At 71.7% G+C, this 14736-nt stretch carries 12 protein-coding genes; 3 read left to right on the forward strand and 9 right to left on the reverse strand.

The genetic code is table 11. From position 1 onward, the window contains the following. Positions 1-248: 248 nt before the first annotated feature. Complete coding sequence (locus tag SXIM_RS08800) at positions 249-935, reverse strand: HAD family hydrolase (protein ID WP_046723544.1); 687 nt, start codon at positions 933-935, stop codon at positions 249-251. A gap of 41 nt (positions 936-976) precedes the next feature. After that, the gene (locus SXIM_RS08805) at positions 977-1426 is read right to left on the reverse strand and encodes a DUF6912 family protein (RefSeq protein WP_030725021.1); all 450 of its coding nucleotides are present in this window, start codon (positions 1424-1426) and stop codon (positions 977-979) included. A gap of 118 nt (positions 1427-1544) precedes the next feature. Between SXIM_RS08805 and SXIM_RS08810 the strand changes: the two genes are divergently transcribed. After that, positions 1545-2048: an Rv3235 family protein gene (locus SXIM_RS08810; RefSeq protein WP_046723547.1), complete on the forward strand. Its 504-nt coding sequence runs from the start codon at positions 1545-1547 to the stop codon at positions 2046-2048. A gap of 176 nt (positions 2049-2224) precedes the next feature. Here SXIM_RS08810 and secA read toward each other — a convergent pair whose 3' ends face one another. Beyond that, positions 2225-5005, reverse strand: a complete 2781-nt coding sequence (gene secA, locus SXIM_RS08815; protein ID WP_030725015.1) for a preprotein translocase subunit SecA — start codon at positions 5003-5005, stop codon at positions 2225-2227. Positions 5006-5128: 123 nt separating this feature from the next. Here secA and SXIM_RS08820 point away from each other — a divergent pair, with 123 nt between their 5' ends. Beyond that, positions 5129-6349: a winged helix-turn-helix domain-containing protein gene (locus tag SXIM_RS08820; RefSeq protein WP_046723549.1), complete on the forward strand. Its 1221-nt coding sequence runs from the start codon at positions 5129-5131 to the stop codon at positions 6347-6349. Positions 6350-6389: 40 nt separating this feature from the next. Here SXIM_RS08820 and SXIM_RS08825 read toward each other — a convergent pair whose 3' ends face one another. From SXIM_RS08825 to mtrA, 6 genes are all read right to left on the reverse strand, one after another. Then, a complete protein-coding gene (locus tag SXIM_RS08825; protein WP_030725009.1) occupies positions 6390-7142 on the reverse strand; it encodes a response regulator in 753 nt (250 codons plus the stop codon). A gap of 148 nt (positions 7143-7290) precedes the next feature. Then, complete coding sequence (gene hpf / locus SXIM_RS08830; protein WP_030725007.1) at positions 7291-7986, reverse strand: ribosome hibernation-promoting factor, HPF/YfiA family; 696 nt, start codon at positions 7984-7986, stop codon at positions 7291-7293. Positions 7987-8144: 158 nt separating this feature from the next. Continuing rightward, a complete protein-coding gene (locus SXIM_RS08835; RefSeq protein ID WP_324604798.1) occupies positions 8145-8891 on the reverse strand; it encodes a ComF family protein in 747 nt (248 codons plus the stop codon). A 34-nt stretch (positions 8892-8925) separates the two neighbouring features. Then, on the reverse strand, positions 8926-10776 hold the full coding sequence (locus SXIM_RS08840; RefSeq protein ID WP_030725001.1) for an LpqB family beta-propeller domain-containing protein: 1851 nt from the start codon (positions 10774-10776) through the stop codon (positions 8926-8928). Next, positions 10766-12520, reverse strand: coding sequence for an MtrAB system histidine kinase MtrB (gene mtrB / locus SXIM_RS08845; RefSeq protein WP_052384941.1), 1755 nt, complete (start codon positions 12518-12520; stop codon positions 10766-10768). The genes SXIM_RS08840 and mtrB overlap by 11 nt, the downstream gene beginning before the upstream one ends. A gap of 76 nt (positions 12521-12596) precedes the next feature. Continuing rightward, a complete protein-coding gene (gene mtrA, locus SXIM_RS08850; RefSeq protein ID WP_030724996.1) occupies positions 12597-13274 on the reverse strand; it encodes a two-component system response regulator MtrA in 678 nt (225 codons plus the stop codon). Between the two features lie 194 nt (positions 13275-13468). Here mtrA and SXIM_RS08855 point away from each other — a divergent pair, with 194 nt between their 5' ends. Continuing rightward, positions 13469-14707 carry a DUF7544 domain-containing protein gene (locus tag SXIM_RS08855; RefSeq protein ID WP_046723551.1) on the forward strand — a complete coding sequence of 413 codons (1239 nt, stop codon included), beginning with the start codon at positions 13469-13471 and terminating at the stop codon, positions 14705-14707. The last annotated feature ends 29 nt before the right edge of the window (positions 14708-14736 follow it).

Consider the following 14736-nt stretch of genomic DNA (forward strand, 5'->3'; position numbering starts at 1 on the left):
TTGCGTGACGTCGGGAAACGGTCACCGGGCAGCGCTCGATCTCACGTGACGGATGCTCCCGGCGAAGAACGGATCAGTGGCGGACCTCGCCCCATGAACCGGGCCCCGAGGGGAGGCGGCACCGCCTCCTGCCGATATCGCACTGATCACGTGAGCAAGGCTATCGCTCCCGATGGGACGAGCGGATGAGAACGGTGTGAACAAAATCGCAGTACAGGGCCGGTTCACGGCGAACGGAGCGGTGCCGCTCACGCCGCCAGCTCCGCTGCCAGGTCAACCGCTTCGGCCAGAGTGTCCACGACCGGGACGCCGGCGCGCTGAAGACTGCGACGACTGTGCGAACCGCCTGTATACAACACGGCGTGCGCCCCGATGTGCGCGGCGGCCCGTGCGTCGTCGACGGCGTCACCGATGACGACGGTGCGCGAGGGGGGCACGGCTCCGAGGGCGGCCAGATGACGGGCCATCTGCTCGGCCTTCCCGATGCGGTTGCCCTCTCCCGTGCTGCCGTCGACGCGGGTGAAGTGGCCGGCGATGCCCATGCGGCTGACCAGCGGGGTGAGCTGGTCGTGCAGGGCGAGCGAGCACAGCGACTGGGTGTGCCCGGCCCCCCGCCAGGACACCAGCAGGTCGGCGGCGCCCTCGGTGAGGGCGGCCCGCGTCGCGTGGGTGGCGTAGTGCGACTGGAACGCCGCGTCCAGCCGCAGCCACTCCGCCTCGCTCAGCTCGCGGCCCAGCAGCTGCCGGTAGAAGTCGGGGATCGGCACGCGGTATTCCTCGCGGTACCGCTCCACGGTGATCGGCGGGGCCTCGAAGACGGCCAGGCAGGCGTTGACGGCCTCGACGACCACATCGGTGTCGTGGAGCAGGGTGCCGTTCCAGTCCCACACGATGTGGGCGGAGCGCGGTGCGGGGATCTGGGTGTCCGAAACCATGCCTCGACGGTACGGGGCGGCACTGACAGGCGCGAAATGGATTAGAGGAGGTGGGGGATCTCCTGGACGCCGTACCACAGCAGTTCGTGGCCGGGGTCGGCGTCCCGGTCCCCGGCGGCGGCCGCGGCCACGGCCGGCTCGGCGTCGGCGGCGTCCACGTGCACGGAGGCGAGCCGGGCCAGCGGTACGGGGGCGGTGAGCGTGACGGCGCCGGGCTCCCGGGGGTCGGCGTCCACCGCACCGTCGGCGACCTCGGCGACGACGACCACCCGCCGCCGCGGGGCCGCCGGGTCGGCGGCGAGCAGCCGCAGCGCGCCCGCCGCGGCCTCCCCGAGCGCCCCGTACTCCAGCTCCTCCTCGTCGGCTCCCTCGCCGTACCAGTCGCGCAGTGCCGGGGTGACGGCGAAGGCGGTCAGCGGCGCGGGCCCCAGTTCTCCCGAGCGGTGCAGGGCGGCGAGCCCCGGGAGGGTGAGGGGAACATAGACGCGCATGACTGCCGCTTTCATCACAGGACTTGACGGGTGAGGAGTCCAGGGTACGCCTTGCCGCTCCGCGATCGCATGACTACACTGCGTCATAGTTACTCGCCAGTACGAGCAGGGGGACGGCATGCGCGCCAGCACGAGCGGATTCGACCGACGCCCCCGGCCGGGCGCCGGGCCCGCACCCCGGACGCGGCGCACGGACTCCCGCCGCCCGGGCGTCCCGCTGCCCCGCACGTCCGGTGGCGCGCGGACCCCGCAGCACTGGTTCGCCGAACGGCTGCTGCTGATCCTCAGCGGGCGCCGCCCCGTCCATCTGCTGATGGGGCACACCACGGCCGAGGCGTACGAGGCGCTCATCCACGCCGCCGACCGCGCCCCTTTCGCCTTCTCCGGCACCCCGGTGCTGCGGCGGGTGGGCGCCACCCAGCCGGCTCCCGGCGCGGTCGAGGCGTTCGCCCGCGTGACGGTGGGCGAGCGCACCCGGGCCATCGCCTTCCGGCTGGAACAGAGCCCCGACGGCTCCTGGCGGTGCGCGGCCCTGGAACTGGACACGATGAACCCGGGCCACCAGGACCCGCCCCACCCCACCGCACCACCCCGTCACCGCCCCGACGGCCGCCGCCGCTGACCCGGCCGGCAGGGGCCGTGGGGCGTCAACCCCGCAGGGCCCGCGGGGTCCCCCACCCGGGGGATGTCCCCCACCACGCCCGGAGGGGCGGTGGGAACGGCCGAAAGCCGTTCCCACCGCCCCTCCGGCGGTTCACCGCCCGCCGCACCCCGCACGGGCGCGGCGCACGGTGTGCGTCACTTCTTGCGGCGCCGGCCGCCCTTCTGGGCCTTGCGGCGGTCCGCCCGGCCACCGGTCACCGGCTGGTCGGCGTCGGTCACGACATCGCTCTCCACGACGCCGCCCTCCCCGTCCACCGACGGAGCCGACAGGTGCAGCCGGTCCGCCCGCTTCGGGGCCTCCAGGCCCTTCGCCAGGATCTTCGGCGCCGCCCCGCCCTGCTCGGCGCCCGGGGCCGCGGCCTGGACCGGAACCTGCTCGACCTTCCGCTCCACCTGGACCTCCAGGTTGAACAGGTAGCCGACCGACTCCTCCTTGATCCCGTCCATCATGGCCGTGAACATGTCGAAGCCCTCGCGCTGGAACTCCACCACCGGGTCGCGCTGCGCCATCGCGCGCAGCCCGATGCCCTCCTGGAGGTAGTCCATCTCGTACAGGTGCTCACGCCACTTGCGGTCCAGCACGGACAGGACCACGCGCCGCTCCAGCTCGCGCATCACCTCGGCGCCCAGCTCCTCCTCGCGGGCCCCGTACTGCCGGTGGATGTCCTCCTTGATGGACTCGGCGATGAACTCCGGCGTCAGACCGTCCCGGCCGTCCGCCTCCTCCTCCAGCTCCTCGACGGTGACCTTCACCGGGTAGAGCTGCTTGAACGCGCCCCACAGCCGGTCCATGTCCCATTCCTCGGCGAAGCCCTCGACGGTCTCCGCCTGGACGTAGGCGTCGATGGTGTCGTCCATGAAGAACTGGATCTGCTCGTGCAGGTCCTCGCCCTCCAGCACCCGGCGCCGCTCGCTGTAGATGACCTCGCGCTGCCGGTTCAGGACCTCGTCGTACTTGAGGACGTTCTTGCGGATCTCGAAGTTCTGCTGCTCGACCTGGCCCTGGGCGGAGGCGATCGCGCGCGTCACCATCTTGTTCTCGATCGGCACGTCGTCGGGCACATTGGCCATGGCCATGACCCGCTCCACCATCTGCGCCTTGAACAGCCGCATCAGGTCATCGCCGAGCGAGAGGTAGAACCGCGACTCCCCCGGGTCGCCCTGTCGTCCGGAACGGCCGCGCAGCTGGTTGTCGATACGCCGCGACTCGTGCCGCTCGGTGCCCAGGACGTAGAGCCCGCCCAGCTCCTTGACCTCGACGAACTCGTCCTCCACGGCCTTCTGGGCGCGCTCCAGCGCCTGGGGCAGCGCCGCCGCCCACTCCTCGACGTGCTCGGCCGGGTCCAGGCCCTTCTTGCGCAGCTCGGCCTCGGCGATGTCGTCCGGGTTGCCGCCCAGCTTGATGTCGGTACCACGGCCGGCCATGTTCGTGGCCACCGTCACCGCCGCCTTGCGGCCGGCCTTGGCGACGATCGCCGCCTCCCGCTCGTGGTTCTTCGCGTTGAGCACCTCGTGCCGCACGCCGCGCTTGTTCAGCTGCTGCGACAGGTACTCGGACTTCTCCACGGAGGTGGTACCCACCAGCACCGGCTGCCCGGTGCGGTGCTTCTCCACGATGTCCTCGACGACCGCGTTGAACTTCGCGACCTCGGTGCGGTAGATCAGGTCCGCCTGGTCGATGCGCGCCATGCCCCGGTTGGTGGGGATCGGCACCACACCCAGCTTGTAGATCTGGTGGAACTCGGCGGCCTCGGTCATCGCCGTACCGGTCATCCCGGACAGCTTGCTGTAGAGGCGGAAGTAGTTCTGGAGGGTGATCTTGGCGAGCGTCTGGTTCTCGTCCTTGATCTTCACGCCCTCCTTCGCCTCGATGGCCTGGTGCATGCCCTCGTTGTAGCGGCGGCCCGCGAGGATACGGCCGGTGTGCTCGTCGACGATCACGACCTCGCCGTCGATGACGACGTAGTCCTTGTCGTTCTTGTAGAGCTCCTTGGCCTTGATGGCGTTGTTCAGGTAGCCGACCAGCGGGGTGTTCACCGACTCGTACAGGTTGTCGATGCCCAGCCAGTCCTCGACCTTGCTGACGCCGGCGTCGTGGATGGCGACCGTGCGCTTCTTCTCGTCCACGTCGTAGTCGCCGGTCTCGGCCACCTGGCGGGTGGGCACCGCGGCCTCACCCTTCTCCAGGCGCTTGACCAGCTTGGCGAAGTCCGCGTACCACTTCGTGGCCTGGTCCGCGGGACCCGAGATGATCAGCGGGGTGCGCGCCTCGTCGATGAGGATCGAGTCGACCTCGTCCACCACGGCGAAGTTGTGGCCGCGCTGCACCAGTTCGTCCTTCGACCACGCCATGTTGTCGCGCAGGTAGTCGAAGCCGAACTCGTTGTTGGTGCCGTAGGTGATGTCGCACGCGTACTGCGCCCGCCGCTGCGCCGGGGTCATGCCCGCCGTGATGCAGCCGACCTCCAGGCCCAGGAAGCGGTGCACCCGGCCCATCCACTCCGAGTCACGCTGGGCAAGGTAGTCGTTGGTCGTGATCAGGTGCACGCCCTTGCCGGACAGCGCGTTCAGGTACGTGGGCAGCGTACCGACCAGCGTCTTGCCCTCACCGGTCTTCATCTCGGCGACGTACCCCATGTGCAGGGCGGCACCGCCCATCAGCTGCACGTCGTAATGGCGCTGCCCCAGGACCCGCTTGGCGGCCTCCCGGACCGTGGCGAACGCCTCCGGCAGCAGGTCGTCGAGCGACTCGCCCTCGGCGATGCGCTCCTTGTACTCGTCGGTCAGCGCCCGCAGCTCCGCGTCGGAGAGATCAAGGAAGTCCTCTTCAATGGAATTCACCTGAGCGGCGATGCGGTGCAGCTTGCGCAGGATCTTGCCTTCGCCTGCACGCATGAGCTTGTTGAAGACGGACACGAGGGCTGGTCTCCTTGGGTCGGGCCTGCTGGGTCGCGGGCACAGCGAGAATGGCCCCGCCGCACCGGCCATGGTATGCGAGCGCCGACGCGACTGTCAGTGGTCGGCCCTACGATCGCCCGCATGACTGTTGCTCCTCCGCGTCTGACCGCCGACGAAGCCCGCAGGATCGCCCTGCGTGCCCAGGGACTGCTGGGGGCCGTCGACCGCAGAGCGGGCGTGCGCGGAATGCTGCGCCATCTCGGCCAGGTCCAGCTGGACACCATCTCGGTGCTGGCCCGCTCGCACGAGCTGCTGCCCTACGCGCGGCTCGGCGCTGTCGGCCGGGAGGCGGTGGAGGGGGCGTACTGGTCGGGCGGCACCGCTTTCGAATACTGGTCGCACGCGGCCTGTGTGCTGCCCATCGAGGAGTGGCCGCTGTTCGCCTTCAGGCGCCGCGCCTTCCGGGAGCGCGAGTCCTGGCACCACGGGCTGGGCGAGGGCGTGTACGAGCGCGTGATCGACCAGCTGCGGGCCGAGGGGCCGCTGACCGCCACGGAGCTGGGCGGGGCGAAGAACGGCGGCCCGTGGTGGGACTGGAGCGATGTCAAGGTCGCCGTCGAGCGGGCACTGATGTTCGGGGAGGTCGTGTGTGTGGAGCGCCGCGGCTGGAAGCGGGTGTACGACCTGGCCGAGCGGGCCGTCCCGGACGCCCTGCTGCACGACGACCTCGACGACACCGCGTGCCTGCGCCGGCTGGTCGCCCAGTCGGGGTCGGCGCTGGGCGTGGCCACCCAGGCGGATCTGGCCGATTACCACCGGCTCAAGGGCGCCCAGGTCGCCTCGGTCGTCGAGGACACCGGTCTGGTGGAGGTCACCGTGGACGGCTGGGAGCCGCCGCGCGGCCGCGGCGACGGCCGCAACCGCGTGTGGGCCGACCCGGCGGCCCTGGCCACCGCGCCGCGCGGCCGGCACCGTACGACGCTGCTCTCCCCGTTCGACTCGCTGATCTGGGACCGCGCCCGCACGGAGCGGATGTTCGGCTTCGTGCACCGTCTCGAGGCGTACGTGCCCCGGCCGCGCCGCGTCTACGGCTACTTCGCCATGCCGCTGCTGGCCGGCGGGCGGCTGCTGGGCCGGGTGGACCCGGCGCGCGAGGGCAGCACCCTCATCGCCCGGCACGCCGCCTTCGAAGGCACCACGGAACGGGCCGCCAAGGCGCTCCCGGCGATGGCCGAGGCCCTGGTGGAGGCCGCCTCATGGGTGGGCGCGGACACCGTACGGGTGGAGCGCACCACCCCGGAGCGGCTGCACGAGCCGCTGCGGCGCGCGGTGGGCGACGCCTTCCGGGCCGCCTACCGCTGACCGGCGCGCACACCGGGCCGCACGCCCCGCGCGGTCCGGCTCAGCCGGTCTCCAGGTCCAGGATCTTCTCCCGCATCGCGTACACCACGGCCTCCATCCTGGAGTGCAGCTGAAGCTTCTCCAGGATGTTGCGCACGTGGTTCTTCACGGTGTTCTCGGAGATGAACAGCGCCTTGGCGATGTCCCGGTTGTTCTTGCCGGTGGCCACCAGCTTCAGCACCTCCAGCTCACGGTCGGTGAGCCGGGGCGCGGGCACCAGCCGCCGCTCGTCGGTGCGCTGGATCATCGACTTGAACTCGGTGAGCAGCTTGGCCGCCATCGAGGGGCTGATCTGCGACTGCCCGTCGGCCACCGCCCGGATCGCGGCGGTCACCTCGTCGGTGGAGATCTCCTTGAGCAGATAGCCGGTGGCCCCCGCCTTGATCGCGTCGTAGAGGTCCGCCTCCTCGTCGCTGATCGTCAGCATGATGATCCGCGCGCTGGGGGCGACCTCCTTGATGGAGGTGCACGCCTCGATCCCGCCGCGCCGCGGCATCCGCACATCCATCAGCACGATGTCGGGCAGCAGGTCGGCGGCCTTCTCCACCGCCTCCGCGCCGTCCCCGGCCTCGCCGATGACCTGGATGTCCTCCTCCTGCGCGAGCACGATCTCCAGGCCGCGCCGGAACAGCTCGTGGTCGTCCACCACCAGCACCCTGATCGGCTCCCGCCGCTCGGGCGCGCCCTGCGGCGCCTCCCGCCGCGACGGCTCCGCACCGGTGCGGGGCATCACGGGCCCGAAGCCGTCCACCATCGTCGTATCCCCCTGCACAGGCCGGTGCCGCCCACCGGACAACGGATGGCCACCGTACGCCGGTTGGCAGAACCATGATTCCATGACGGGCGCCCCCGCCGGGTCCATGATCCGGCCAAGGGGCGCCCTTCATCAGCGGGTGCGGAGGCTAACCTCCCAGCGCCGCTCCCGCGCCGACCGGGGCGTGCTCCGCCAGCGGATCGGCCTCCAGATGGATCACGCCGTAGTCGTACCCGTGCCGCCGGTAGACGACGCTGGGCTGCTTGGTCTCGATATCGACGAACAGGTAGAAGTCGTGCCCCACCAGCTCCATCTCCTCCAGCGCCTGTTCCAGCGACATGGGGGCGGCGGTGTGGGTCTTCTCCCTGACGACGAGCGGCCCGTCGCCCTGTACCTCGATCGATCCGGTGCGGCGTACGGTCACCGCGGGCTCCGGCTCCTCGGGGCCCGCGCCCAGCTCGCCGTCCTCGTTGATCACCGCGGCGTCGGGGACGGCGTCTCCCACCTCACTGGCGGGGATGCGGCCCTTGCCGCGACGGCACTTGCGCTTGTCATGCTCCCTGCGCAACCGGGATTCCAGCTTCTCGACGGCCAGGTCGAGCGCACCGTAGGGATCGGCCGCCGACGCCTCCGCGCGGACCACGGGTCCGCGGTGGCGCAGCGTGATCTCCACCCGGTCGGAACGGTCGGCCTGACGCGGATTGTGTTCCTTGGACACTTCCACGTCGAGGCTGGTCACCTTGCCGTCGAATTTCTGGATACGGTCCAGCTTCAGCTTTTCGGCCACGTGCCTCCGGAATCGCTCCGGTACCTCCGTCTTGCGGCCCTTGACGACGATGTCCACGCAGAACTCCGTTCCCGGATCGCCCCGCCTGCGCCGGCGGAGCAGCTCCCTTGGTACAGAACGAATGTGCACTTTTTACGGTGGTTCGCACCACCACGCCTTGTATCGAAAGTACCTCCAATGGCCCATCTACGGCACCCTTACCAACGCGTAGACCCCTACCCAGGTTCCTCACGGGCACTCCGTGTCCCCGCGACCACCGCCGCTCCCAGCATCCGGCCGCCCGCCGCCCGGACCGCGCGTGCCGCCTCGGCAAGGGACGCACCGGTGGTCACCACGTCATCGACCAGCACCACGGATTCACCGTGGGCGAACACCCGGCTGCCCTCCGCGGTCAGCGCGCCGGCCAGATTGGCCCTGCGTGCCTCCGCCCCCAGGCCCGCCTGATCGGCCACCGTGCGTCGCTGCCGCAACACCGGCAGCACCCGTACCGCCAGACCCTCGCGTCGCAGCCGCGCCGCCGCCGCCACCGCGATCCGGCGCACCGGATCGTGCCCACGCCGCCCGGTGGCCGCCCGCGCCGAGGGCACCGGGACCAGCGCCAGCACCTCACCGCCGCCGCGCCCCACCGCGTCCGCCACCCGTTCGCCGTGCGCCCGCACCGCCGTTACGCTCAGCGCCAGCGCCCGGCCCAGCGGCGCGGCCAGCGCCAGCGCCCCGCGTTCCTTGTGCGCCAGCAGCACCGACCTGGGCTCCCCCGCGTACTCGACCGCCGCGTACACCGGCGGCAGCCCGGCCGGCTCCGGCGCCGGCCGCACCCGGCGCGCCGTCCCGGCCCGCGCCCCGTACAGCAGCGCCCGGCAGCCGGTGCACAGCACCGCCCGTGCCGCACCGCACCCGGCGCAGGCCGCCGGCAGCACCAGATCCCCGATCTCCCGCCACCAGCCGCGCAACGACACCACCACCCACGTACCGGACCCGCCCGGTCGTGTTCCGGGCCTACCCCGGGTAGAACGGCGCCGACCCCTGCTCGGTCACCAGCCTCCACTGGTCCTGGAGCCGGACGATGCCGTCGGCGGTCTCCGCCAGCAGCGGCAGGGTGTCGTCCTCGGACGCCGCGAGACCGGTCACCAGGCCCGGCATGGTGGAGGAGCTGGCCGGTGAGCCGTCGGTGGCCAGGTACTGCAACTGCTCCACGCCGTCCGCCGGGCGCCCGACGACGACCAGCTTGCTGACCCCCGCCCACGAGGCCGCCGTGACCTTCTCCAGGACCGGGGTGACCGCGCGCAGGCCCTGCACGGAGACCTCGACCGCCTCCCCGGCGGCGGCCCGGTGGATCCGGCCCATCCACAGCGTGGCCGAGCCGTCGTCCCCGGCCAGCAGCATCGCGACGCGCACCCCGTCCGAGGCGACCCGTACCGAGGCGATGTGCTGCCCGGCCGGCAGGCCCTCCACCGGGACCTCCTGCGGGCTGCCCACTCCGCCGGACAGCCGCAGCAGCCGGGGTCCTGCCGGGTCCCGGTCGGCGACCCACAGGTCGCCGAGCCCGTCCCAGCTGGGGCGGGACAGGCCGGTCTCCGGGTCGGCCGAGGCGCTCAGCGTCAGCGGCTCGGGGGTGGGGTCGATGCCCCACATCTCGGTGACCAGCAGCGATCTGCCGTCCTCGGTGATACCGGCGGCCCGGTCCTCGCTCCGGCTGACGGCGGCCTCGCGCAGTGGGACGGCCCCCTGCCCCAGCGCACCGGTGACGATCTGCGGCTCGGCGTCCACGTCGGGGACCGTCAGCAGCCGGTCCTCCCCGTCCAGGAAGTACGAGCTGCCCGTGCGGGCGTCCAGCTGGCCGGGTGCCAGGCCGTTGGCCTCGGCGCGCGAGAGCGAGCACAGCCGGGAGCCGTCCGCACCGTCGGTCAGCCGGACCTCGGAGACCTCGCCGGAGGACTGCTCCTGCACGGTGTACAGGACCTGTGCGCCCATCAGCTCGCAGCGGTCGCGGTGCAGCCCGGGGTCCACGCCGGTCAGTGCCACGGTGAGCGTCCCGGAGTCCATGGTGATGGCGTTGCGCTCCGGCGCCAGGCCGACGTCCTGCGGGATCTCGGTGCGCACCACCGGGGCCAGCCATTCCCCCGGCCCGTTCAGCAGTTCCCTGACGGCTTCCCCGACCGGGTCGATGCGCCAACGTACGTAGATCGGGTCGGCGACCAGCGCCTTGGCGGTCTCGCCCGCCTTGCCCGTCTCCGGGCCCCAGTCCGCGTAGTAGAACGTGTTGACGGAGTGGTAGTTGCGCTGGAAGTCGGCCTCGCTCATGATCAGGCCGTCCGGCAGCTCGTCGATCCGCCACTCGCCCTCGACCCGCTGGAGCCGGAACGGCTCCCGGTAGCCGCCCTCCTGCGGGGTGTACCCGTGTGCGGCGTCCACCGTCGCCAGCAGCGTGCCCCCCACGTCGACGACCGCGGTCTCGGCGCTCTCCGCGGTGTCGCCGTCGGCGGCCAGCAGGTCACCCTCCGGCAGCCGGCTGGTGAAGTTCGGCCCCGACGCCAGCACCGTGGTGCTCGCGAACGGGTCCCACACCCGCTGCCGCTGCGGCGTCAGATACTCGCGCGCCGTGTCGAACTGCGCCTCGTCGCTGGTGATCGCCTCCAGGAAGCCCCGGACGATCTCCTGCTGCGTCGCGTTCTCCTGCGGCGAGACCCCGAAGATCCGCACCGGGGACTCGTTCTCGGCACGCTCGGCCGCGTCCACCCGCTGCACCGGACCGCTGGAGGGCATCGCCGCGCAACCGCCCACCAGCAGCCCGCCGGCCAGCAGCACGCCGACCGTCTTCACGCCGCCCCGCCACCGCTCACCTGCCACGGCCGCTGTCCTCCTCCACCGTCGACACGGAGCCCGACGGACCGGACCCGCCGGAACCGCCGGCGGCACCGGAGGCAGCGCTGCCCCGGCCCTGAGCCGGAATCGCCACCGTCCGCCGCCGCGCGTCCCCCGGCTCCAGCGGCAACGGCGACCCGCGCAGCGTCCCGCCCGCCACCTTCGGCAGCGTCAGCCGGAACTGCGCGCCGCCACCCGGCTCGCCCCACGCCTCCAGACGCCCACCGTGCAGCCGGGCGTCCTCCACCGCGATCGACAGGCCAAGGCCCGTGCCGCCGGTGGTACGCGCCCGCGCCGGATCGGCCCGCCAGAACCGGTTGAACACCCGCTCCGCCTCGCCCTCACCGAGCCCGATCCCGTAGTCGCGCACCGCGAGCGCCACCGCGGAACCGTCCCCGGACTCCGCCAGCCGGATGACCACGTCACGGCCCTCGCCGTGCTCGATGGCGTTGACCACCAGATTGCGCAGCACGCGCTCGATCCGCCGCGCGTCCACCTCGGCGACCACCGGTGCCTCGGCGCCGCGCACCAGCAGCGCGCTGCCCTTGCGCTCCGCCAGTGGCTCGGCGCCCTCGATCACCCGGTGGACCACATCGCGCAGATCGCTGTGGTCCGCCTCCAGGCTCGCCGCCCCCGCGTCGAACCTGCTGATCTCCAGCAGATCCGCCAGCAGCGACTCGAACCGCTCCACCTGCCCCAGCAGCAGCTCCGCCGAGCGGGCCGTCACCGGGTCGAACTCCTCGCGCGCCTCGTGGATGACCTCGGCGGCCATCCGCACCGTGGTGAGCGGGGTCCGCAGCTCGTGGGACACATCCGAGACAAATCGCCGCTGCATCCGGGAGAGATCCTCCAGCTGGGAGATCTTCACCTGGAGATTGCGGGCCATCTTGTTGAACGACTCGCCCAGCCGCGCGATGTCGTCCTCGCCGCTGACCTTCATCCGTTCCTTCAGGCGCCCGGCCGCCAGCCGCTCGGCGATCCCGGCCGCCATCCGCACCGGCGTCACGACCTGGCGGACCACCACCCAGGCGATCGCGCCCAGCAGCACCACCAGGAAGATCCCCGCGGTCGCGATGGTCCCCATCACCAGGCTGAGCGACTTCTCCTCCTGCGTGAACGGGAAGAGGTAGTACAGCTGGTACTGGCCGTTGTCGTTGTCCGTCAGCCGCCGCCCCACGATCAGCGCCGACTCCGAGCTGCCGTCCGGGCGCACGATCGTGCCGTACTGCCGGTGCGTGGCCGGATCACGGTCCAGCGCCTGCCGCAGCTCGGCCGGGATGCTCTCCTCGGGCCGGATGTCCGCCGACGCCCGCGGCCCGCGCATCGCCGCGCCCGGCTCCCCCGTGAACGAGGTCGACGACAGCTGCGAGCTGAGGGCCACCACCGAGTACACACCCTGGCCGCCGGAGGCCAGCTGCTCCACGATCCCCGTCATCCACGACCCGGGATCGGTGATCCCCTGGCCGGAGACCGGGTCGGAGCCGTCGTGCGCGTTGTTCGCCAGGTCCTCGGCCACCGCGAACCCGCCGTCGGCCTGGCTTATCGCCGTCTGCCGTTTCGCCTCCAGCAGCCCGTTGCGCACCTGCCCCATGACGACGATGCCCAGCACGAGCACCACCGCAACCGACATCAGCAGTGTGGTCGCCACCACCCGCAGCTGGATATTGCGCCGCCACAGGCGCAGCACCGGCAGCAGCGGGCCACGCGCCCACCGGCCGAATATCCGCATCGCGGGCTGGGCCCGGCCGCTCGTCGCTCCCTCGGGGAGCAGCCGGGAACCACGCCGCCACAGCCGGGCACTCACCTCAGCTGGATCCGGCCTTGTAACCGACCCCCCGCACCGTCACGACGATCTCCGGCCGCTCCGGGTCCTTCTCCACCTTGGAACGCAGACGCTGCACGTGCACGTTCACCAGCCGCGTATCGGCCGCGTGCCGGTACCCCCACACCTGCTCCAGCAGCACCTCGCGTGTGAAGACCTGCCACGGCTTGCGCGCCAGCGCCACCAGCAGGTCGAACTCCAGCGGGGTCAGCGAGATCGTCGTACCGCCGCGCTTCACCGAGTGACCGGCCACGTCGATCACCAGATCGCCGATGGCCAGCTGCTCGGGCGCGGGCTCCTCGGACCGGCGCAGCCGCGCCCGGATCCGTGCCACCAGCTCCTTGGGCTTGAACGGCTTGACGATGTAGTCGTCGGCGCCCGATTCCAGGCCGACCACGACATCCACCGTGTCGCTCTTCGCCGTCAGCATGACAATCGGCACCCCGGACTCACCGCGGATCAGCCTGCACACCTCGATACCGTCCCGGCCGGGCAGCATGAGGTCGAGCAGCACCAGATCCGGTTTGATCTCCCGGAAGGCCGCCAGCGCCTTGTCGCCATCTGCCACGAACGACGGTTCGAATCCCTCGCCGCGCAGCACGATGCCGAGCATCTCCGCCAGCGCGGTGTCGTCATCGACGACGAGTACGCGTCCCTTCATGCCTTCATCATCCCATCCCCTGATCGTGACTTCCCCGAACGTGATCTGGAACACATCCCGGCCTCGCGCCCATCCGTCCCGGGTACGGGAACTACCACAGCCGGAACACCCACCGGCACGCCATGGCACGATGTGCACCCAGATCCCGTTGAAACAACAAACACCGAGCAGTACGAGCGTAGGAGTACGAAGCCGTGAGTGACGCGCCAGGCTGGACCTCGCCCGGCTCCCAGCCGCCGGAGCACGACCCGGACACCACCACGGCCCCGCCCGCGCAACCGCAGCCCTCGCAGCCGCAGGGCTGGACCGCAGGTCCCGGCGTCCCGCCCCAGGGCGGCTCGTACGGCCAGCCCGGGTACGGACAGCAGCCCGGTTCGTACCCCGGCCAGCAGCCCGGCGGCCCCGGCCACCACCCAGGCTACGGCCAGCAGCCCCCCGCCGGCTGGGGGGCACCGCCCCCCACCTGGGGGCCCAAGGAGTACGCCGCCAAGCCCGGCGTCATCCCGCTGCGCCCGCTCGGCCTCGGCGAGATCCTCGACGGCGCCGTCTCCACCGCCCGCGCACACTGGCGCACCGTCCTGGCCATCTCCCTCGGCATCGCCATCGTCATCCAGCTGCTCTCCGGCTTCGCCATGAAGCTGTGGCTCTCCGAGAGCTCCGGCATCGCCGCCCTGGAGAACAACCCCGACCCCACCACCGAAGAACTGCGGGACGGCCTCCTGGACCTCGGCGCCTTCAGCTCCGTCGCCGGCATCGCCATGCTGGTGGGCAGCGTCCTGGCCACCGCCATGCTCACCATCGTCGTCAGCCGCGCCGTCCTGGGCCGCAGCGTCACCCTCGGCGAGGCCTGGGACGACTCCCGACGCCAGCTGGGCCGCCTCCTCGGCCTCACCCTGCTCACCGGCCTCATCATCGTCGCCGCCGTCTGCGTCCCCGTACTGCTCGGCGTCCTGCTGGGCAGCCCCGCCGTCGCCATCCTCGGCATGATCGCCGGCATCGTCCTCGCCGTCTGGCTGTGGGTACGCCTGTCCCTCGCCGCCCCCGCCCTGATGCTCGAACGCCAGGGCGTCCTCACCGCCCTGCGCCGCTCCTACAAGCTCGTCAGCAACTCCTGGTGGCGCATCTTCGGCATCCAGCTGCTCATCACGATCCTCATCACGATGGTCGCCGGCATCCTCGAATTCCCCTTCACGATCCTCGCCGAACTCGCCGGCTCCGGCAGCGTCGACGGCTTCATCAGCGGCTCCCTGACCGACGTCACCTGGACCTACCTGCTGATCTCCGGCATCGGCGGCGTCCTGGGCTCCGCCATCACCCTCCCCATCAGCGCGGGAGTCGCCGCCCTCCTCTACATCGACCTGCGCATCCGCCGCGAAGCCCTCGACCTGGAACTGGCCCGCGCCGCCGGCATCACCCCGCACCCGGGAAGCTGACACCATGCAGGGGGCCGGGACCGGGGGGA

Source organism: Streptomyces xiamenensis (genome assembly GCF_000993785.3).
GTDB lineage: Bacteria > Actinomycetota > Actinomycetes > Streptomycetales > Streptomycetaceae > Streptomyces > Streptomyces xiamenensis.

Bases quoted from the DNA above. Each gene is read 5' to 3' on its own strand.
- mtrA (WP_030724996.1), bottom strand. From the start codon at position 13,274: ATGAAGGGACGCGTACTCGTCGTCGATGACGACACCGCGCTGGCGGAG.
- mtrB (WP_052384941.1), bottom strand. From the start codon at position 12,520: ATGCGGATATTCGGCCGGTGGGCGCGTGGCCCGCTGCTGCCGGTGCTG.
- SXIM_RS08825 (WP_030725009.1), bottom strand. From the start codon at position 7,142: ATGGTGGACGGCTTCGGGCCCGTGATGCCCCGCACCGGTGCGGAGCCG.
- SXIM_RS08820 (WP_046723549.1), top strand. From the start codon at position 5,129: ATGACTGTTGCTCCTCCGCGTCTGACCGCCGACGAAGCCCGCAGGATC.
- SXIM_RS08810 (WP_046723547.1), top strand. From the start codon at position 1,545: ATGCGCGCCAGCACGAGCGGATTCGACCGACGCCCCCGGCCGGGCGCC.
- SXIM_RS08800 (WP_046723544.1), bottom strand. From the start codon at position 935: ATGGTTTCGGACACCCAGATCCCCGCACCGCGCTCCGCCCACATCGTG.
- SXIM_RS08805 (WP_030725021.1), bottom strand. From the start codon at position 1,426: ATGCGCGTCTATGTTCCCCTCACCCTCCCGGGGCTCGCCGCCCTGCAC.